Here is a 20,657-nt window from a genome sequence, read left to right as displayed (position 1 = left end):
TTAAACATATCAACAAATAAACAGTAAGAAGATGCCAAGAAAAGTAAAATCAGGATTGATACAAATGAGTCTTCCTATGACAGAAGGAGAAGGAACGATTCAAGAAATTATGGATGCAATGTATGATAAGCATATTCCGTATATAGAAGAAGCAGGACGACAAGGTGTTCAAATATTATGTTTACAAGAAATTTTTAATACACCATATTTCTGCCCAGGACAAGATAAAAAATGGTATGAATCTGCTGAATCAGTTCCAGGACCAACTACTGAGAAAATGCAGGTTTTAGCAAAAAAACATGATATGGTTATCATAGTCCCAATTTATGAAAAAGAGTCGCCTGGTGTATTGTACAATACAGCTGCAGTAATTGATGCAGATGGGACGTATTTAGGGAAATATAGAAAAAATCATATTCCACATACGACTGGGTTTTGGGAGAAATTCTTCTTTAAACCAGGGAACATGGGTTATCCAGTATTTCAAACGAAATATGCTAAAGTTGGTGTTTATATCTGTTATGATAGACATTTTCCTGATGGCGCTCGAGCTTTAGGGTTAAATGGCGCAGAGATTGTTTATAATCCTTCAGCAACAGTTGCTGGTTTAAGCGAATATCTCTGGAAATTAGAGCAACCAGCACACGCAGCAGCCAATGGTTATTTTATGGGTTGTATCAATCGTGTTGGTGAAGAAAAACCATGGAATTTAGGGAAGTTCTACGGACAGTCCTATTTTGTGGATCCACGCGGACAAATATTTTCTGAAGCGTCTCGTGATGATGACGAATTGCTTGTAGCTGAATTTGATTTAGATTTAATTGAAGAAGTGCGTTCTACTTGGCAGTTCTATAGAGATAGACGACCAGAAACTTATGGTAGATTAACAGATCTTTAGTGATTTAATTATGAATTAAGAGTTAAGAATTTCTTTAATAATGAAACTCATAACTCATAACTTTTAAACTCATAACTCTCAAATGGCAGAATATAAAAGACCAAAAACTGAAGCGGAATTCAAGAAGAATTTCAAACAGAAAAAACCCTTAATGAATGATACTGAAGCTTATTATGAAGCTTCACGATGTTTGTTCTGTTACGATGCGCCTTGTGTTCAGGCTTGTCCTACAAGTATTGATATTCCGTTATTTATCAAACAGATTCATACAGATAATATAACAGGAGCGTCCAAAACCATTTTCGATTCTAATTGGCTAGGAAATGCTTGTGGTGTTGTTTGTCCTGTAGGTGTTTTATGCGAAGGTGCTTGTGTGTATAATCATCAAGATGTACCTCCAATTCAGATTGGACGACTACAAAATTATGCGACAAACAAAACGATTGATGCAGATAAAGTTATTTTTAAAGTTGGTGAGCCTAACGGAAAAAAGATAGCCATCATTGGAGCAGGACCAGCAGGAATTGCTTGCGCTTGTGAAGCACGAACCTTAGGATATGAAGTTGATATATATGAAGGAAAAGAAAAACCTTCAGGATTAACGGTTTACGGAATTGCACCTTATAAGATTACTAACGAGGAAGTCTTAAAAGAAGTTGATTATCTTCAAAATCAGCTTGGTTTTAATATTAAATACAATAATGCCATCAATTCTAAGGAAGAGTTGAATGTATTGGAAAAGGGTTATGATGTGATCTTTATTGGTGTTGGTTTAGGAGCTACAAGACATTTGGGATTAGATGGCGAAGATAAAAATGGTGTTGTTGGTGCTGTTGAGTTTATTGAAGAACTACGTATGAAACATCACGAAGTTAAAATTCCAGCTAAAGTTGTCGTTCTTGGTGGTGGAAATACAGCTATGGATGCGGCTTCTGAGGCCGCTAGAATGGGAGCTCGTAAAACAGTTTTAGCATATAGGAATTCAAGAAAAAAAATGGGAGCTTATGGATTTGAATACGACTTGGCTATTAGTGCTGGTGTAGATAGTTTATTTAATGTTACACCAATTGCCATTACAGGAAATGGTAAAGTAGAAGGCGTCAAATTCGCGAAAACCGAAATGGTTGAAGGAAAATTACAAACGAACATGAATAATACATTTGTAGTTCGATGTGACATGGTTATAAAAGCAACTGGTCAAGCTAAGCAAGGTCATTTGTACGATTTAATAGATGGATTGGACATAGATAATAAAACAAGAATTAAAATCAACGATGAATTTCAAACGTCAAATCCAATATATTTTGCTGGAGGAGATGCTGTAAATGGAGGTGCAGAAGTTGTAAATGCAGCTTACGATGGCAAAATGGCAGCCCAAGGAATTCATAATTGGTTAACTAAATAAGGATATAAGACATGATAGATTTATCGATAGATTTTGGAGGAATCAAAGCACCTAATCCGTTCTGGTTAGCATCAGCACCACCAACAAATTCGGGCTACCAAATTATGAAAGCTTTTGAAGCAGGTTGGGGAGGTGCGGTATGGAAAACGCTTGGTGTTCCTGTGGTTAATGTCTCAAGCCGTTATGGGTCTTTGAATTATAGAAACACCAGAATGATGGGTTTCAATAATATAGAATTGATAACAGATAGACCTTTGGCAGATAATCTTCGAGAGATTGAAGAGGTGAAAAAATATTTTCCAGATCATGCTGTTATTGCGTCTTTAATGGTTGAGAGTAAAGCAGAATGGGAACAAATTATAAAAGATGTTGAAAATGCAGGCGCTGACGGTATTGAGCTTAATTTTGGATGTCCTCATGGGATGTGTGAACGTGGCATGGGATCAGCAGTTGGACAGGAGCCAGAGGTTTTGAAGACTATTGTTGGTTGGGTTAAGGAAGCCGCAAATATTCCTGTAATCACAAAATTGTCTCCCAATATCTCTCATATTACTGATCCAGGATTGGCAGCAGTTCAAGGAGGAACGGATTCTATTTCATTAATCAACACCATCAAAAGTATTGTAGGGATCGATTTAGATTCTTATGCACCTTATCCGATTGTAGATGGTAAAGGTAGTAATGGAGGTTATTGCGGACCAGCAGTAAAACCTATTGCTATGCATATGCTCAAAGATTTAGCGCAGCATCCAGAAATTGGAAAGGTGCCTTTGTCAGGAATTGGAGGAATTGAAACTTGGCGTGATGTCGTTGAATTTATATTACTTGGCGCAACTTCAGTGCAAGTGTGTACTGCTGTGATGCATTATGGGTTTGGCATTGTTCGTGAAATGGAAGCTGGTTTACGTCAGTTTATGGAAGAAAAAAATTATAGTACGATTTATGATTTTGCAGGTAAAGCTCTTCCTAATGTAACAGATTGGAAGCACCTTAATTTAAAACATAAAGTCGTAGCCGAAATAAATCCTGATAAATGTATAGGATGCGACCTTTGCTATATTTCTTGTGATGATGGAGCGCATCAAGCCATTGCATTACCAATTGATACTACTAATAGAATTCCAAGTATTATTGAAGAGAACTGTGTTGGTTGTAATTTATGTTCATTAGTTTGTCCAGTTGAAGACTGTATTACTATGGTTAAGAGAGATGACGGAACTGAGAGTTTAACATGGCACGAACGTACATTAAATGATGATATCCCAGTAACTTTTGATGATGATAGAGCAGGAGGTAAAGGTCATTTTGTACCGACACCAGAAGATGCACTGAAACATAAGCGCTAAAGTTTATTAAGAAATAGATTGAAGCTTTATAAATTATAAAAACCTTTTTTAGATGAATCTTTAAAAGGTTTTTTTATTCATTATCTTTAAACTTTTCAAAATTACACCAACTATGATTAAAAGAATTTTCATTCTTACTTTAATAGCAATTACGTTTACAAATTGTAAAGAAACACCAACAACTAATACTGATGTAGTCGAAGTTGCTGTGGTTGAAAACACCTATGTCAAAGACAACTACACCAAGAAAGAGGTAATGATAGAAATGCGTGATGGTATAAAACTCCATACAACTATCTATTCACCTAAAGATACTTCTAAGTCGTATCCAGTTCTTCTAAAACGCACACCATATAGTTGTAGACCCTATGGAGAAACTGAATTTAGCAGTAAAGTTGGACCAAATAAATACCTTATGGAAGAAGGTAATATCATGGTGTATCAAGATGTTCGCGGACGATGGAATAGTGAGGGCGTTTATGACAATATGAGAGCTTTTATTCCGAATAAAACAGGAAATCAAATCGATGAGGCTAGCGATACTTATGACACAATTGAATGGTTAATTAATAACGTTGAACATACCAATGGTAATGTTGGTACTTATGGAATTTCGTATCCTGGATTTTACGCAACATATTCTGTATTGTCTGGTCATCCAGCATTAAAAGCGGCATCTCCTCAAGCCTGTATTGGTGATTTCTATTTTGATGATTTTATTCATAATGGTGCCTTTTTATTGAGTTATTGGAGAGCAACTTCGGTATTTGGTTATATGAAAGACAAACCAACTAAAGAAGCTTGGTATGAGTTTCCAGACATAGGAACCGAAGATCAATATCAGTTTTTTGTTGATAATATGCCCTTAAGTAAATTAGATGGATATTATGGAGAAGACAATGTGTTTATGGAGCAAATTAAAACGCATCCTAATTATGATGAATTTTGGCAAAGCCGCGGAATCATTCAGCATTTAAAAGATATCAAACCCGCAACAATGATTGTAGGTGGATTATTTGATGCTGAAGATTTATATGGTCCATTCAATACGTATTCAAGTATTGAAGAGAACAGTAATAATTATAATTCAGTGGTGTTCGGCCCATGGAGTCATGGAGATTGGGCACGAGCGAAAGACCGTCAAGTGATCGGGAATATTCATTTTGGAGATAATATTTCAGACTATTTTCAGAAAGAAATTGAAACACCATTCTTCAACCATTTCTTAAAAGGTGATGCTAACGGAAATACGAAGTTGCCAGAAGCGCATATGTTTGATACAGGTAAGAAGGAATGGGTGAGTTTTGATGCTTGGCCTCCCGCTAATGCCTCTAAGAAAAGTTATTTTATGCAGCCTTACCAAAAGCTGACACAAAAGGCTAATCGTATGATTGCGACTTCAAATTTTGTGAGTGATCCTAGAAAACCAGTTCCTTATTCTGAAGATGTTAAAGTCGTATTTACACCAAGAAAATTTATGACAGACGATCAACGATTTGCGGCTAGACGTCCAGATGTTTTAATTTTTGAAACTGAAGTATTAGAAGATGATACAACCTTAGCCGGCGATATCTTAGCGAAGCTAAATGTATCTACCACAGGTACAGCGGCTGATTGGATTGTGAAAGTGGTTGATGTGTTTCCTGCAGATACAGAAACTGCCGAAGACAATGAAGATATACAAGATCATTTAAAATTGAGTAATTACCATATGCTGATTAGAAGTGAAGTGTTGAGAGGTCGCTTTAGAAACAGTATGACAACTCCAGAGCCTTTTGTGCCTAATCAGAAAACAGGTGTCAATTTAAAGCTTCAGGATGTGTTTCATACGTTTAAGAAAGGTCATAAAATCCAAGTGCAAGTACAGAGCACATTCTTTCCTTATATAGATGCTAATCCGCAAACTTATGTGGATAATATCTTTGAGGCAAAAGAAGAAGATTTTAAAGCCCAAACCCATAAGGTATTTAACGACTCGTCTATTGAATTCACGATTTTACAAAACTAAGTTTTGTATTAAAAACACTTACTGCTGACTGCAAACTGAAGACTAAAGAATGCCAATAATAGAATCATCCTACAAACCACCTTTTCTGTTTAAGAATGGGTTTATAGCCACTGTGTATTCTGGAATATTCCGAAAAATTAAAGGACTACAACAACAGCGTGAACGTATTGAAACACGTGATGCCGATTTTCTAGATTTGGACTGGAGTTATGCTGAAGATAAATCGGATGCGGTAATTATCTTGCTTCATGGCTTAGAAGGTCATGCACAACGGCCGTACGTCACAGGTACCGCCAAATTATTCAACCAAAACGGAATTGATGCTGTAGCTGTGAATTTTAGAGGTTGTAGTGGTGAAGATAATCGGTTCTACCATAGTTATCATTCTGGCGCAACTAACGATTTAGATGATGTGGTGCAGCATTGTATTCAGAATAAAAGCTATTCCAAAGTTTATATTAAAGGGATTAGTTTAGGCGCAAATATTACACTCAAGTATTTAGGTGAAAAACGAATTATTCCGAAGGAAATTAAGTCGGCAATTGCTATTTCTGTACCCGTTCATCTTAATGGTTCCGCTCGTGAATTACATGCTTTAAAAAATAAGGCCTTTGCTATTAGGTTTCGGCAACACTTAGTTGATAAACTAAAAGTTAAAATTAAAAGGTTTCCTGATAGAGTGACTGTTGAGGACATTAAGTCAATTAAAACTTTAAGAGACTTTGATGAGTATTATACGTCAAAAGCGCACGGTTTTTTGGACGCATCAGATTATTATGAGAAAGCAAGTAGCTTGCAATTCTTGGAAAACATAGAAGTTCCAACGCTTATTATGAATGCACTAAATGATTCTTTTTTATCTCCAGAATGTTATCCCGTCAAAGAAGCTAAGGCAAATGCTAATGTCTATTTAGAAATGCCCAAATTTGGTGGTCATGTAGGGTTTATTCAAAAAGGAAATATCTATTATAGCGAAAAACGTGCTTTGGAGTTTGTGCAAAAATAATTTTCGGATTAGAAGCGTAAAAATTTTTCGAAAAACAGTATATTTCATATCTATTTATAATTCAATAATTTAACTAGACTACATAATGAATGATTTAGAAATTGCAAAGCAAGTAAAGCTTAAGCATATCAGCACTATTGCTAAAAAGTTAGGATTAGATCCAGATACTATTGAGATGTATGGCAAGTACAAAGCAAAATTACCACATTCAATAATAGATAAAGATAAAGTAAAGAATAGCAATTTGATTTTGGTAACCGCTATTTCGCCTACACCTGCAGGCGAAGGAAAAACAACCATGTCTATTGGGCTCTCGGAAGGGTTAAACCAACTGGGTAAGCAAACTACAGTAGTACTAAGGGAACCATCATTGGGTCCCGTTTTTGGAATAAAAGGTGGAGCTACAGGAGGAGGTTATTCTCAAGTGTTACCAATGGAAGACATTAACTTACATTTTACTGGAGATTTTTCAGCAATTGAAAAGGCACATAATTTATTGTCTGCAGTTATAGACAATAATATTCAGAGTAAAACAAATTCATTAGGATTGGACCCGCGAACGATCACATGGAAACGTGTAATGGATATGAATGATCGCGCGCTAAGAAACATCGTTGTTGGTTTAGGAGGTGCGACATCTGGAATTCCTAGGGAAACAGGATTTGATATTACTGCTGCTTCTGAAATAATGGCTATTTTGTGTTTGTCTGATGATTTAGAAAATTTAAAAAAACGTCTTGGAAATATTTTTGTGGGATATACTCTTAATAAAGAGCCGATTTATGCCAGAGATTTAAAAGTTGAAGGCGCTATGGCTGCTTTGTTAAAGGATGCTATTAAACCAAATCTTGTACAAACAATAGAAGGAAATCCGGCAATTATACATGGAGGACCATTTGCAAATATTGCGCAAGGAACAAATTCTGTAATAGCCACTAGAATGGGTATGTCGCTTTCTGATTATACAGTAACAGAAGCTGGTTTTGGTGCAGATTTAGGTGCTGAAAAATTCTTGGACATTAAATGTCAGAGCGCTGGATTGTCACCTAAGGCTGTAGTATTAACAACTACCATTAGAGCACTAAAATACCATGGTGGTGCTGACTTAAAATCACTAACGGATGAAAATGTTGATGCGCTTAAAAAAGGTATTCCCAATCTAGAAAAGCACATTGAAAATGTTAAACAATTTAATTTAACTCCAATTATAGCAATCAATAGATTTATCACTGATAGTGATGCAGAAATTAAAGCTATTCAACAATTTGCAAAAGAAAATAATGTACGTGTTGCATTAGCTGAAGTATGGGCTAAAGGAGGGAAAGGTGCTTTAGATTTAGCAAGACATGTGGTTGAAGTGGTTGAAGAACACACATCTGATTTTACGCCAATGTATGATTGGAATATGAGTGTAGTTGATAAAATTGAAGCGATAGCCACTAAAGTCTATGGGGCTAAGCAGGTTGATTATTCCGCGGAAGCTAAAAAGAATTTACGAACCATTTCAAATTTAGGATTAGATAGTCTTCCAATTTGCATGGCGAAAACTCAAAAATCACTGTCAGATAATCCAAAATTACTGGGACGTCCGAAAGATTTCACAATTACTGTTCGAGAAATAGAAATTGCAGCAGGCGCAGGGTTTTTGGTTCCAATTACTGGAGCTATGATGAGAATGCCTGGATTACCAGCTCATCCTGCATCTGAAAAAATTAATATCGATAATGACGGAAATATTTCTGGTTTGTTCTAGTTTGATTTTAGCATGAAAGCCTCTGTTTTGGCGGCACTTTTTTTTAACAATTGCATTTCGAAAAAATCCATTAACTTTGTGTAAACCGCACTTCAGAATGCGATGTTAGGTATGGCAACTCGAAACTACGAAGGGAAGAAATTTGAATTGGTTAAGGCACAAAATATTGTGGATGCTTTAACCGTAGAAGAAGCCTTGCAAATTAATATTAATGGAAAGCCTTTTACTGTGTCTATGCGAACACCAGGTGAAGATACTAATCTTGTTCGTGGGTTATTACATTCGGAGGATTTATTGAACGATCCAAATTATAATCCAGAGCTCATTTTGACTAAAGAAAATGAAGATGGTATTGTAACGATTGTTAATCTAGATATTCCTAAAGATTTATTAGGAGATGGATATGCAAATAGTAGAAGTTTGCTTTCTGTGTCTTCCTGCGGCATATGTGGAAAAACGGAACTCGGTGATTTAGCACATATTGGCAAAGCCATTGATGATAAAAAGAAAATAAATATTGCTATAATTCATCAGCTGTTTGATAAAATGAAAATACAGCAACATGATTTTAAGAAATCTGGGGGAACGCATGCTGCGGCTGCATTTACTATTGATGGATCCTTGTTGTGTTCGATGGAGGATATAGGTCGCCACAATGCGGTTGATAAGGTTGTTGGGAAATTAATCTTAACAGATAAATTGAGTGATGCAAAAATTATAACTGTAAGTGGGCGTATTTCTTATGAAATAGTCATTAAATGTTTTAAGGCAAAAATTCCATTTTTAGCAGCTGTTTCTGCGCCATCATCCTTGGCTGTAGACTATGCAAAAGAACTAGGAATAACCTTATTTGCATTCTGTAGAGATGACAGAGCAACATGTTATTCGAATCCACAACGAACAAAATTGAATAAAATCGATACAAAAGCGAGTTAATAATATATGTCAGATAATTTAAGTGAGTTATTAGGAAGAAAAGGAGTCAACGAAAATCTCTTTGATACGCTCGGTAAAATGGCTAAATCGGAAGGGGCACCAAGTGATATCGAATTAGCAAAACTTGCTGAAGAGTTTTTAGTTGGGAAAGCAAACACCTTTGGAACAGCTAGTTTTTACGATTTTTTAAAACCTGAAAACAAAGGAAAAAAAGTGTATGTCTGTAATGGTACGGCATGTGTATGTGCCGGAACTCAAGATAAAGTAATTGAATCATTAACTGATCATTTTGAAGCAGATGAAATTGGCCATATGACCTGTTTAGGACGGTGTCATGAGAATTCTGCGTTTCATTATGATGGAAAAAACTATTCTGGAAAAGCCAGTGAAAGCTTAAAAGCTATTATTGATTCTTCAGGTGATTTAAATAGCGACACCTACAATGTTAAGGCGAGTGGGAAACAAATCTTAACTAAAGCGTTTACAAATGTAGTAGATTATTACAAGCCATTTAGAGACGCTTTAAAAATAGATTCGTCTGAAATATTAGAGGAAATTAAGATTTCAAATGTTCGTGGACGAGGAGGTGCTGGATTTCCTATGGGATTAAAGTTAGAGTTTTGTCGTAATGTTGAAAATGAAACGAAATTTATTATATGTAATGCCGATGAAGGAGATCCAGGAGCATACTCTGATCGTTATTTACTAGAGCATCAACCGCATTCTGTCTTATTTGGAATGTTGATTTCTGGTTATGTAACGCATGCTAGTTATGGTATAGTTTATATAAGAGCAGAATATCCTGAGTCAGTAAAAATTGTTCAGGATGCAATTGATGACCTTCAAAGGGAAGGTTTAATTGGTAACAATATTGACGAGAGTGGTTTTAGTTTTCAGTTTAAAATTATTCAGGCTCAAGGATCATATATATGTGGAGAAGAAACGGCTTTAATTAACTCGATTGAAGGTCAACGACCTGAAGTTAGAATACGTCCTCCTTTTCCAGCTCAAAAAGGGTTGTTTAATAAACCGACTACAGTTAATAATGTGGAGACTTTGGCCGCATTGCACTATATAATTCAAAATGGTGGAAGTTCTTGGAAGGCTATTGGTACGGAGCGTTCTTCAGGAACTAAACTTGTATGTTTGGATAGTTTTTTTAATGAGCCAGGAATGTATGAAGTTGAAATGGGAACGCCTTTATCAATAGTAGTAAATGAGTTAGGTGGTGGTTTTAAATCTGAAGTAAAAGCATTGCAAATTGGTGGGCCTCTCGGAGGATTAGTACCAGTTTCGAAAATTAAAGATTTGACAATTGATTTTGAATCTTTCACAAAAGAAGGATTTTTACTAGGACATGCGTCTATAGTTTCCGTACCTTCTGATTATCCGATTCTAAAATTTATTGAACATCTTTTTGATTTTGCTGCTTATGAAAGTTGTGGCAAATGTTTTCCATGTAGACTGGGAACAAAGCGTGGTCAAGAGCTCGCTGAAAAAGCATTAACATCAGATTATAAAATCGATCGCAAGTTATTTACCGATTTATTGACCACATTAGAACAAGGATCATTGTGCGCTCATGGTGGAGGTATTCCACTTCCTGTTAGAAACGCGTTACAGTATTTTGATGATGAATTAAAATCACATTTCAACTAAAACGAACCCATGAAAACGGCGTATATAGATAATCAAGAATTCGAAATAGTTGAAGGTGAAACTATGCTGACTTTTATCCGACGTTATAGAGAAATCGGACTAGTTCCTACCTTGTGTGATGCTCCTAATTTGGATCCATTTGGGTCTTGTCGTGTTTGTAGTGTGGAAGTCGCTCTTGAAGAAAACGGTCCAGTAAAAACAATGGCGTCTTGCCATGCACCTGTAGCTGCAGGCCAACATATTTATACAAGTACAGATTCAGTAAAAGCATTGAGAAAAAATATTATAGAGTTGGTTTTAACCGATCATCCTCTTGATTGTTTGACTTGTGAAGTAAATGGTAACTGTGAATTACAAACTGTAGCTGCTCAGGTAGGCATACGTGAAGTGCGTTATCCAGAAGGGGATAACCACTTATATAGAATGAAGGATTTAAGTCATCCATATATGACTTCAGATTTATCTAAATGTATTAATTGTTATCGTTGTGTAAGAGCTTGTGATGAGGTGCAAGGAGAGTTCGTGTTGAGTATGTCGGGTCGAGGATTTGATTCACATATTATCAAAGGATTGGATGACTCTTTTATGGATTCCGATTGTGTGAGTTGTGGTGCTTGTTCACAAGCATGTCCAACATCTGCAATTTCTGATGTCTTTCAGTCAAAAGCCATTCAAGCTACAGATACTACGAGAACGATTTGCACTTATTGTGGTGTTGGTTGCAATTTAGAAGTGTCAACGAGTAATGGTGAAATATTAAGTATAACAGCACCATATGATGCTGAAGTAAATCAAGGACATACCTGTATTAAAGGACGCTATGCCTTTAAGTTTTATAATCATCAAGATCGTTTAGATTCACCAATGATAAAACGAAATGGAACTTTTGAAAAAGTTTCATGGGATGAAGTATATGAGTATATAGCATCAAAATTGAGTTATTATAAATCGGAGTTTGGTTCAGATTCAATTGCCGGAATATCTTCAGCAAGATGTACCAATGAAGAGAACTACTTAATGCAGAAATTTATTAGGACTGTTATAGGAACAAATAATATTGATGGATGCGCAAGAGTTTGTCACTCTCCAACAGCATTAGGAATGCAGAGAACTTTTGGAACAGGAGCTGCGACCAATTCAATTGATGATTTAAAAGATACTAATTGCATTATGGTGATTGGTGCAAATCCAACCGATGCACATCCTGTAACCGGAGCTAAAATGAAACAGTTTGCAATGAAATCTAACAATGTTTCTATAGTTATAGATCCACGACGTACGGAATTGGCAAGATATGCAACTCATCATTTAGCCTTAAGACCAGGTACCAATGTTGCACTTCTTAATATGATGATGTATTACATTATTACCGAAGGGTTAGTTGATGCTTCTTTTGTGGCAAGTAGAACAGAAGGTTATGATGCCTTTCAGAATGAAATTTTAAATATTGATTTGGACGCTCTCGAGGCCGTAACTGGCGTAAATAGAGAAGAGGTTAAAGCTGCAGCTGTAGCATATGCAAAAGCGCCAAATGCAATGTCTTTTCATGGTTTAGGAGTTACAGAGCATTCTCAAGGAACGTTTACAGTGATTCAAATAGCTGATTTAGCTTTATTGACAGGGAATATAGGAAGACGTGGTGTAGGTGTTAATCCGTTGCGTGGACAAAATAATGTGCAAGGTAGTGCTGATATGGGCGTTCAGCCACACCAAGGCGCAGGATATTTAGATGTCACTAATGATGAAGTAAACAAAAAGTATAATGAATTCTATGGTGTAGACGTGCCAAAAGTGATAGGATATAAAATCCCTGAAATGTTTGACGCTGCATTAGAAGGGAAATTGAAAGCACTTTGGGTCATTGGAGAAGATATCGTACAGACAGATCCAAATACTAAAAAGGTTATTAAGGCAATTGAATCTACCGACCTTGTAATTGTTCAGGAGTTATTCATGACAGAAACAGCTAAGTATGCTGACGTGATATTACCTGGAGCTTCATTCTTAGAAAAGAGTGGCACATTTACAAATGGGGAAAGACGAGTACAAGCGGTTCGTCAAGTTGTCGAGCCAGTTGTAGGATCAAAACCTGATGGTCAAATTATTGTGGACATTATGAATAAAATGGGTTATCCTCAAGCTGATTATACACCAGAAGGAATGCTAGAAGAAATATCTCAAATTGTCCCTTTCTTCGCTGGTATTACTTGGGAGAATTTAGGTAAGAACGGGTTGCAGTGGCCAGTGGCTAAAGATGGGACTGATACTCAAATTTTGCATACTGTAGATTTCAAAAGAGGAAAAGGCTATTTCGAGTTTAACGCTTGGGAAGAAACTCAAGAATTAGTATCTCATGCCAAAGACTTCCCTTATATTTTAACTACGAATCGCGAATTGGAACACTATAATTGTGGTGCAATGACACGCCGAACAGCTAATGAGGAAATTTTGAAGGATGATTATTTAATGATTAATCCAGAGGATGCTTCTGAAAATTTAATTAATGATGGCGATTATGTGTGTTTGGAATCGCCTAGAGGTAAAGTTGATGTAAAAGCTCGTATTACTGATGAAGTAAAAAAAGGAATTCTAAGTACTACATTTCATTTCCCAGAAATTATGATTAATAATCTCACTGGAGATATCCATGATTCTGAAGCAATGTGTCCGGAATACAAAGTGGTTGCTGTTAGAATTAGAAAAAGCAAAGGGAAATACAAAAAACAACTCATTTAGTATAATTATCCAGCTGTCGTAATCATACTTCGGTTATTATTATTATTATTATGCAATTTAGGTTCAATAGGTTTTCCTGAACGAAGTGTGGTTAATAAATCAGATTTTGTTGATGAAAACAAACAGTTTTTTAGTTGTTCGTTAGCTGTTAAACGCAACCTATTACACGAATCACAAAACGGATTTGTTACAGAACTATTTATAGTAAAACTACCTTTTTAACCCTTTGTTTTATAGTTTTTGGAGGTATCGTTTGGTGCATCTTCTAAGCGTTCAATTTCATCTTCGGTAAAAGCATCATCAACATGTTGCATTCACTTGTTAATACTAGTAATAATCAGCAACAAGCTGTAAAGTTTATTAAAAGGTAAAGTGGTATAAATACTTGTGTTTTAATCAAGCTTTAGTTCTACAGGAAACCCTTCAACCACAAGATCCCAAACTTCTGGAAGTAAGAAGAAAACGAATAACGTGACGACAATAATCGAGATGATATTCATAACGATACCTTTACTCACCATATCTGGAATTCTCAAATAACCAGAACCGAACACCACAGCGTTTGGAGGTGTCGCTACAGGAAGCATAAAAGCACAGGATGCAGCAACAGCAGCGCCAACCATTAATACAAATGGATGAATATCTACCGTAAGCGCCATTGGAGCCAAAACAGGCAGGAGCATCGCTGTAGTGGCTAAATTGGACGTGATTTCGGTTAAGAAATTGACTGCAGCCACCAATAATAAGATGAGGAGTATCGTAGAAATTCCTGCAAAGGCGGTCATTTGGCTTCCAATCCATTCAGCTAATCCGCTTGTTTCAAAACCTTTGGCTAATGCCATTCCGCCTCCAAAAAGTAAAATGATTCCCCAAGGTAATTTGACGGCTTCTTCCCAATTGATGATTTGCTCTTTTTTGTTTTTCGCTGGAATTAAAAATAAAATGATGGCAAAAAAGACTGCAATTATGGTATCATCAAGTGCTGGCAAAAAGCCTTTCAATAAGAACGATCTTGTAATCCAACAAAAGGCTGTTAATCCGAAAACAAATGCAACGATTTTTTCTTCATAACTTATGTTTCCGAGCGTTTTCAATAGTCGCTTGATTTCTTGTTTTCCGCCTGGGAATTCAGTTTGTTTAAACTTAAATGCAAATCGCGTGAGATATTTCCAACAGATAAAAAGCAATACTAACGAAATAGGAAAGCCAAAAATAAACCACTGAAAGAAGGTGATCTCATAACCATAAATATCTGAGACAACGCCAGCCAAAACCAAATTTGGAGGAGTCCCAATTAAAGTTCCAATACCACCAATAGATGCACTGTAAGCTATGGCTAGCATGAGTGCTTTGCCGAAGATGAGATTTTCGTTTTCAATAGTATTAGGATTGTCTTTGAGTTGTTTGATAATGGCGATGCCAATAGGTAACATCATAACAGATGTTGCTGTGTTTGAAATCCACATCGATAAAAACGCAGTAGCAACCATAAAACCTAGAATGATTTTCCGTACGTCGCTTCCAATGATATTGATGATATTGAGCGCAATACGCTTGTGAAGATTCCACTTTTCAATAGCTATCGCAATGATAAATCCACCCAAATACAGAAAGACATATTTATGTCCGAATGCACTTGTCGTCGTCGGTAAATCTAATCCGCCAGATAACGGAAACAAGATGATTGGTAATAAGGCTGTTACAGCAATTGGGATGGCTTCGGTAATCCACCAAATGGCAATCCAAAGTGTAGAGGCGAGTATTGCATTTGCTCGAGGAGATAAGCCTTCAGGATTAAAGAATAAAATGGTTAAAGTGAAAAGTATAGGTCCTAAGACCAAACCAATACGTTTGGTAAGATTCATAAATGATGTTTGTTTGCGCAACTAAGATATAAATATAAAACTTTGAGATTGTAAAACTTTTCGTAAATTTAGATTCTCCCTTATGATGCTAATTAATAGATAGTTAATCTTAAATTATTTAATTATGAAAGCAATCAATTCAATCAATGGGATACCATTACACTACGCAAGACTTACAAGTCATCCTTACGGAACTAGAGGCAAACAGCGGAATTTTTCTGTAGATTCTAATTTTTTAAATATCTTAAAAGATGCTTTTGATGAGGTCTTTGAACATTGTCCATTAGGAAAACCAGAAGTCATGACGACTGCAGGCATTTTTGTTGATAAACCTGGTCAGCATGGAAGCGGTCGTGCTTTCGATTTAGATGCGATATTTTGGTCTAATACGTCGCTGGTGACCTTAAATTTTGTGCATCAAAAGGAGTTGTATTTGGGTATTGAATCCTTTTTGAGAAAGCATTTTGGAATTGTACTTAATCATCTCTATCCTAATCATGCTGACCATTGGCATATTGATACAAGCGTCAATGTCGATTATAACGAATCTTCAAAATCGGAAACCTTGTATGTGCAAATGGTACTTAAATTTATCTACGGAAAAGAGATTATCGTGGATGGCCTCTGGGGACGACAAACGAGTAGAGTCGTAAACGAAGTTTTTGATCGCTTGAATATTGCAAGACCAATAACGACAAAAGTTAATTATTTACAGTTTTTAGACATTACGGGAAAGATTGCGTTTAAGTTAAGCGAAGCTACAGATTCACCACTTCAGTTATTTGATAATTTGACTGGTGTTGTAGAAACCTTGCCTATACAACATAAAAATGAAGTCATGCAGGCACTTAATAGTTTTTCAGATCATTCGGCAACTTCACAATGGTTAACGGCTTTTGAGGACAAGCATCATGATTTGGAATCTGTTATTACTGATGTGTTGATTGCATAATTAAATGTATTGCTGAATTTTATAGCGACATCACTTTTGTAAAGTCCTAAATTTTAAATTATATTTATAGAAAATATTCTATAAATGCTTAAAAAAGTTTATGCTAGTGCAGTCTTCGGTGTTGAAGCCTCGACCATTACTGTTGAAGTTAATGTCGATACTGGAATTGGTTATCATCTTGTCGGACTTCCAGACAACGCTATTAAAGAAAGTAATTTTAGGATTGCAGCAGCACTTCAAAATAACGGCTATAAAATTCCGGGAAAGAAAATTATTATTAATATGTCACCTGCCGACTTACGGAAAGAGGGCTCTGCTTACGACCTTACACTTGCCATTGGAATCCTCGTAGCCACCAATCAAATAAAAGCCGAAAACATTGAGGAATATCTCATTATGGGCGAATTATCTCTTGACGGAAACCTACAACCCATAAAAGGCGCTTTGCCTATTGCTGTAAAAGCTAGGGAAGAAGGCTTTAAAGGTTTTATTCTTCCGAAGCAAAATGCTAAAGAAGCAGCTATTGTTGACGGATTGAAAGTCTATGGTGTCGATAACATTGCGCAAGTCATCAATTATTTTGATAAGGACAAACCTTTAGAACAAACCATCATTAATACGCGCGAAGAATTTAATAAAAGTCTCAATTTTCCAGAATTCGATTTTAGTGATGTCAAAGGTCAGGAAAGTATCAAACGTTGTATGGAAATCGCTGCAGCAGGAGGTCATAATATTATTTTGATTGGTCCTCCAGGAGCAGGAAAAACAATGCTTGCCAAAAGACTACCTAGTATTTTGCCGCCAATGACTTTACATGAAGCCTTAGAAACGACGAAGATCCATTCAGTCGTTGGTCGCGTGAAAGCACATACCGGATTGATGGCACAACGACCGTTTCGGAGTCCGCATCATACGATCTCAAATGTTGCGCTAGTAGGAGGAGGGAGCTATCCACAACCAGGAGAAATCTCTTTGTCACACAATGGTGTGTTGTTTTTAGATGAATTACCAGAATTTAAACGCGAAGTGTTGGAAGTGATGCGTCAACCATTAGAAGATCGAGAGGTGACTATTGCAAGAGCAAAGTTTACTGTGACCTATCCGTCGTCCTTTATGTTGGTCGCGAGTATGAATCCGAGTCCAGGTGGTTATTTTAATGATCCTAATGCACCAGTTACGTCTTCTCCTGCAGAAATGCAGCGGTATTTGAGTAAAATTTCCGGACCGTTATTAGATCGTATCGATATTCATATTGAAGTGACGCCAGTGCCTTTTGAGAAATTATCAGATGAACGCAAAGGTGAATCTTCCGTTGATATTAGAAAACGGGTAACTGCAGCAAGAGAGAGGCAGACTAAACGTTTTGAGGAATCAAATAGCGTGCATTATAATGCGCAGATGAATACCAAACAAATTAGAGCGCATTGCAAGCTGGATGATGCGTCCATGCAACTTTTAAAAACGGCAATGGAACGACTAAATCTATCCGCTAGAGCTTACGACAGAATCTTAAAAGTATCAAGAACGATAGCCGATTTAGAAGCTTCAGAATCTATTAATGGCTCTCACCTTTCTGAAGCCATTCAATACCGAAGTATGGATCGTGAAGGTTGGTTGGGGTAAAAACTCTAAAGTGCTGAAATAAAGTGATTCTTTTAAGTCTAATAACATACCTTTTGAGAGTCTTTTAGATGCTTATAAGTTCTCACTTCGTGAAGCTCCAAAATGTAGTTTTGAGAAGGGGGTTTTAATAAAATGATTAACCACCAATAGTAATCATGCTTCGGTTTTTAGAATGCAATTTTGGCTCTTGAAGTTTTTCAATAGTATTCATTCCTCCACGGATTTTAAGCTTAGCTTGCACCGCTTTTTGAATAATAGGTTCAATCGATTTACCTTCACGAAGTGTCGTTAATAAATCGGATTCTGTTGCTGAAAACAAGCAGTTTTTTAATTGACCATTAGCTGTTAAGCGTAACCTATTACACGAATCGCAAAACGGATTGGTTACCGAGCTAATAATGGCGAAAGATCCTTTATAGTCTTTTATTTTATAGTTTTTAGAGGTATCGTTAGGTGCGTCTTGTAAGCGTTCAATTTGCGTTTCAGAAAAAGAAGTGTTTACGAATTGCATGACTTCAGCATACGACACCATTTTACTTATATTCCATTTATTGCCATCAAAGGGCATAAATTCTATAAACCGAACAACGATTGGTAAATCTTTTGTAAAGTGAATGAAATCAATGATTTCGTCTTCATTGAAGTCTTTCATTAAAACGACATTTACTTTTACCTTAAACCCTTCTTTAACTAATAATAAAATGTTGTTGTAAACCTTTTGAAATTCATTTCTTCTTGTTATGTGTTTAAATTTTTCTTTATCTAAAGAATCTAAACTCACATTGATTTTATTAACGCCGTTAGTCTTTAAAATATCAATAAATCTATCGATAATAACTGCGTTTGAAGTGATTGATAATTCAACAGGAAGCGTCGCTAACTTTTCTAAAATAACAGGTATGTCTTTTCTAATTAAAGGCTCGCCACCTGTTAATCTTATTTTTGTAACGCCATGGTCAACAAAGGTTTTTGCTATTTCATAAATTTCCTCATAAGTCATTAAATGACTCTTTGGTGAAAGTTTCACACCATTTTCTGGCATACAATACGTGCAACGTAAATTACAACGTTCAATTAATGAAATCCGTAAATAAGCATGGTCTCTACCATGTGAATCTTGTAATATGTTTTTATCTGTATTCATTAATCGTGTCTTAGGCCTTTTAGAATTCTGAAAATATGTAATACCGACGGAAAAATTGCATCCATGGATTCTTTGGCTCCGTTTGTAGAGCCAGGTAAAGCTAATACTAGAGTGTTATTAATAGTGCCAGCAATACTGCGTGAAAGCATAGCATAAGGCATTCTATCTTGTCCGTAATTACGAATAGCTTCTTCAATACCAGGTATTCTTCTGTCAAGTAATGGAATTAAAGCTTCTGGAGTAACATCTCTTCTTGAAAGTCCTGTGCCACCAGTATAAATAATTAAATCAATACCTTGTTCGTGATAGATTTTAGCCTTTTTTTGAATGTCATCAATTTCATCAGGAATTATAATATAATCTGCAATTTTCACGTCACATGATTCTAATTTTTCTATAATGGCTTTTCCTGCTTTGTCTTCTTTATGTCCAGCAGAAATAGTGTCACTGCAAACTATAACTGCTGCTTTTAAATCTTTTCTAAATCGGTCTCTATAATCAGATTTCCCGCCTTTTTTATTTAGTAACTTGATAGTGTGTATTTCGATACCTTTGTCAATGGGTTTAAGCATGTCGTACATGTTTAATGCCACTACACTAGCTCCATGCATGGCTTCCACTTCCACGCCAGTTTTATAAATCGTTTTTACAGTAAATAGAATTGTAATTTCTAATCCGTTTATTTCGTATTCTATACCTGTAAACTCAATAGGCAAGGGGTGACAATCGGGTAGGATGTCTGGTGTGCGTTTTACTCCTAACAAGCCCGCTGCTTTACTCATGGCAAATACGTTGCCCTTTGGAACTGTATCGTTTTGAATAGCAGTAATCGTTTCGGGTTTACTAACCTTAACAATAGCTTGTGCTAATGCGGTTCGTAAAGTTGTACTTTTATTTGTAATATCGACCATGTTGGTGTGGATTCGTTTATTTGTTTAATTGTGATTTTCTTAGAGCATTTAATTTATTAGAAATTTTTTCAATTTCTGTTCTTTATGTTTGATAATCCTTGTCCGCTATGAAATTTAATTCTTTTGCAATAATGATTTGATTTAAAACCTCCATTAAAGAACTGAACGATAAAGTTGTAAAATGAGCTTTATCCTTATTTGTGTTTCTTGATGTGCCTTCTGCTAAATTTGAAGCTACTGAAACAGATGCCCTTCTAAGCTGACTTGTTAATCCATACTTTTCATCACTTGGAAATTCTTTTGTGATGGTATAAATAAGTTTTATCAACTCTTTAGAATCAATCCAAACATTTAATTTTTCAAATGAAAACGTATATGCCATATTTTATTTTTTTACGATTGAACAAATCAACAA

At 35.9% G+C, this 20,657-nt stretch carries 16 protein-coding genes; 11 read left to right on the top strand and 5 right to left on the bottom strand.

Annotated features, from left to right (window positions below):
- Positions 1–31 precede the first annotated feature (31 nt).
- The 9 genes from V7719_RS07220 to fdhF all read left to right on the top strand — a co-directional run bounded on the left by V7719_RS07220 (position 32) and on the right by fdhF (position 13,747).
- On the top strand, positions 32–898 hold the full coding sequence (locus tag V7719_RS07220; protein ID WP_335729210.1) for a nitrilase-related carbon-nitrogen hydrolase: 867 nt from the start codon (positions 32–34) through the stop codon (positions 896–898).
- Positions 899–980: 82 nt separating this feature from the next.
- Complete coding sequence (locus V7719_RS07215) at positions 981–2,303, top strand: FAD-dependent oxidoreductase (protein ID WP_335729209.1); 1,323 nt, start codon at positions 981–983, stop codon at positions 2,301–2,303.
- 11 nt (positions 2,304–2,314) lie between these two features.
- Positions 2,315–3,649, top strand: coding sequence for an NAD-dependent dihydropyrimidine dehydrogenase subunit PreA (gene preA / locus V7719_RS07210; protein WP_335729208.1), 1,335 nt, complete (start codon positions 2,315–2,317; stop codon positions 3,647–3,649).
- A gap of 112 nt (positions 3,650–3,761) precedes the next feature.
- The gene (locus V7719_RS07205) at positions 3,762–5,657 is read left to right on the top strand and encodes a CocE/NonD family hydrolase (protein ID WP_335729207.1); all 1,896 of its coding nucleotides are present in this window, start codon (positions 3,762–3,764) and stop codon (positions 5,655–5,657) included.
- Between the two features lie 49 nt (positions 5,658–5,706).
- Complete coding sequence (locus tag V7719_RS07200; protein ID WP_335729206.1) at positions 5,707–6,663, top strand: YheT family hydrolase; 957 nt, start codon at positions 5,707–5,709, stop codon at positions 6,661–6,663.
- Between the two features lie 85 nt (positions 6,664–6,748).
- Entirely contained in the window at positions 6,749–8,416 is a 1,668-nt protein-coding gene (locus tag V7719_RS07195) for a formate--tetrahydrofolate ligase (RefSeq protein WP_335729205.1), read from the top strand.
- Between the two features lie 111 nt (positions 8,417–8,527).
- Positions 8,528–9,352: a formate dehydrogenase accessory sulfurtransferase FdhD gene (fdhD, locus tag V7719_RS07190; protein ID WP_335729204.1), complete on the top strand. Its 825-nt coding sequence runs from the start codon at positions 8,528–8,530 to the stop codon at positions 9,350–9,352.
- A 6-nt stretch (positions 9,353–9,358) separates the two neighbouring features.
- Complete coding sequence (locus tag V7719_RS07185; RefSeq protein ID WP_335729203.1) at positions 9,359–11,011, top strand: NADH-ubiquinone oxidoreductase-F iron-sulfur binding region domain-containing protein; 1,653 nt, start codon at positions 9,359–9,361, stop codon at positions 11,009–11,011.
- Between the two features lie 9 nt (positions 11,012–11,020).
- A complete protein-coding gene (gene fdhF, locus V7719_RS07180) occupies positions 11,021–13,747 on the top strand; it encodes a formate dehydrogenase subunit alpha (RefSeq protein WP_335729202.1) in 2,727 nt (908 codons plus the stop codon).
- A 5-nt stretch (positions 13,748–13,752) separates the two neighbouring features.
- On the opposite strand, the gene V7719_RS07175 is transcribed toward fdhF, so the two are convergent.
- Positions 13,753–13,950, bottom strand: coding sequence for a hypothetical protein (locus V7719_RS07175; RefSeq protein ID WP_335729357.1), 198 nt, complete (start codon positions 13,948–13,950; stop codon positions 13,753–13,755).
- Positions 13,951–14,139: 189 nt separating this feature from the next.
- Positions 14,140–15,612, bottom strand: coding sequence for an SLC13 family permease (locus V7719_RS07170; RefSeq protein ID WP_335729201.1), 1,473 nt, complete (start codon positions 15,610–15,612; stop codon positions 14,140–14,142).
- 124 nt (positions 15,613–15,736) lie between these two features.
- Here V7719_RS07170 and V7719_RS07165 point away from each other — a divergent pair, with 124 nt between their 5' ends.
- Together V7719_RS07165 and V7719_RS07160 are read left to right on the top strand one after the other, a co-directional pair.
- Positions 15,737–16,564 carry a hypothetical protein gene (locus tag V7719_RS07165; protein ID WP_335729200.1) on the top strand — a complete coding sequence of 276 codons (828 nt, stop codon included), beginning with the start codon at positions 15,737–15,739 and terminating at the stop codon, positions 16,562–16,564.
- A gap of 84 nt (positions 16,565–16,648) precedes the next feature.
- Positions 16,649–18,187 carry a YifB family Mg chelatase-like AAA ATPase gene (locus V7719_RS07160; RefSeq protein WP_335729199.1) on the top strand — a complete coding sequence of 513 codons (1,539 nt, stop codon included), beginning with the start codon at positions 16,649–16,651 and terminating at the stop codon, positions 18,185–18,187.
- Positions 18,188–18,323: 136 nt separating this feature from the next.
- On the opposite strand, the gene moaA is transcribed toward V7719_RS07160, so the two are convergent.
- From moaA to V7719_RS07145, 3 genes are all read right to left on the bottom strand, one after another.
- Positions 18,324–19,331 (bottom strand): GTP 3',8-cyclase MoaA, encoded by a 1,008-nt coding sequence (gene moaA, locus V7719_RS07155; protein ID WP_335729198.1) that lies wholly within the window; start codon positions 19,329–19,331, stop codon positions 18,324–18,326.
- The gene (gene moaCB / locus V7719_RS07150) at positions 19,331–20,254 is read right to left on the bottom strand and encodes a bifunctional molybdenum cofactor biosynthesis protein MoaC/MoaB (protein WP_335729356.1); all 924 of its coding nucleotides are present in this window, start codon (positions 20,252–20,254) and stop codon (positions 19,331–19,333) included. The genes moaA and moaCB overlap by 1 nt, the downstream gene beginning before the upstream one ends.
- A gap of 70 nt (positions 20,255–20,324) precedes the next feature.
- A complete protein-coding gene (locus V7719_RS07145) occupies positions 20,325–20,624 on the bottom strand; it encodes a four helix bundle protein (protein WP_335729197.1) in 300 nt (99 codons plus the stop codon).
- Positions 20,625–20,657 lie beyond the last annotated feature (33 nt).

The organism is Psychroserpens sp. (assembly GCF_036960315.1).
Taxonomy (GTDB): Bacteria; Bacteroidota; Bacteroidia; order Flavobacteriales; family Flavobacteriaceae; genus Psychroserpens.
This window is presented reverse-complemented; position numbering and strand designations above follow the sequence as displayed.

Bases quoted from the DNA above. Each gene is read 5' to 3' on its own strand.
- V7719_RS07185 (WP_335729203.1), top strand. From the start codon at position 9,359: ATGTCAGATAATTTAAGTGAGTTATTAGGAAGAAAAGGAGTCAACGAA.
- V7719_RS07195 (WP_335729205.1), top strand. From the start codon at position 6,749: ATGAATGATTTAGAAATTGCAAAGCAAGTAAAGCTTAAGCATATCAGC.
- fdhF (WP_335729202.1), top strand. From the start codon at position 11,021: ATGAAAACGGCGTATATAGATAATCAAGAATTCGAAATAGTTGAAGGT.
- V7719_RS07220 (WP_335729210.1), top strand. From the start codon at position 32: ATGCCAAGAAAAGTAAAATCAGGATTGATACAAATGAGTCTTCCTATG.
- preA (WP_335729208.1), top strand. From the start codon at position 2,315: ATGATAGATTTATCGATAGATTTTGGAGGAATCAAAGCACCTAATCCG.
- V7719_RS07160 (WP_335729199.1), top strand. From the start codon at position 16,649: ATGCTTAAAAAAGTTTATGCTAGTGCAGTCTTCGGTGTTGAAGCCTCG.
- V7719_RS07165 (WP_335729200.1), top strand. From the start codon at position 15,737: ATGAAAGCAATCAATTCAATCAATGGGATACCATTACACTACGCAAGA.
- moaA (WP_335729198.1), bottom strand. From the start codon at position 19,331: ATGAATACAGATAAAAACATATTACAAGATTCACATGGTAGAGACCAT.
- V7719_RS07145 (WP_335729197.1), bottom strand. From the start codon at position 20,624: ATGGCATATACGTTTTCATTTGAAAAATTAAATGTTTGGATTGATTCT.
- V7719_RS07200 (WP_335729206.1), top strand. From the start codon at position 5,707: ATGCCAATAATAGAATCATCCTACAAACCACCTTTTCTGTTTAAGAAT.
- V7719_RS07215 (WP_335729209.1), top strand. From the start codon at position 981: ATGGCAGAATATAAAAGACCAAAAACTGAAGCGGAATTCAAGAAGAAT.
- V7719_RS07170 (WP_335729201.1), bottom strand. From the start codon at position 15,612: ATGAATCTTACCAAACGTATTGGTTTGGTCTTAGGACCTATACTTTTC.
- fdhD (WP_335729204.1), top strand. From the start codon at position 8,528: ATGGCAACTCGAAACTACGAAGGGAAGAAATTTGAATTGGTTAAGGCA.
- V7719_RS07205 (WP_335729207.1), top strand. From the start codon at position 3,762: ATGATTAAAAGAATTTTCATTCTTACTTTAATAGCAATTACGTTTACA.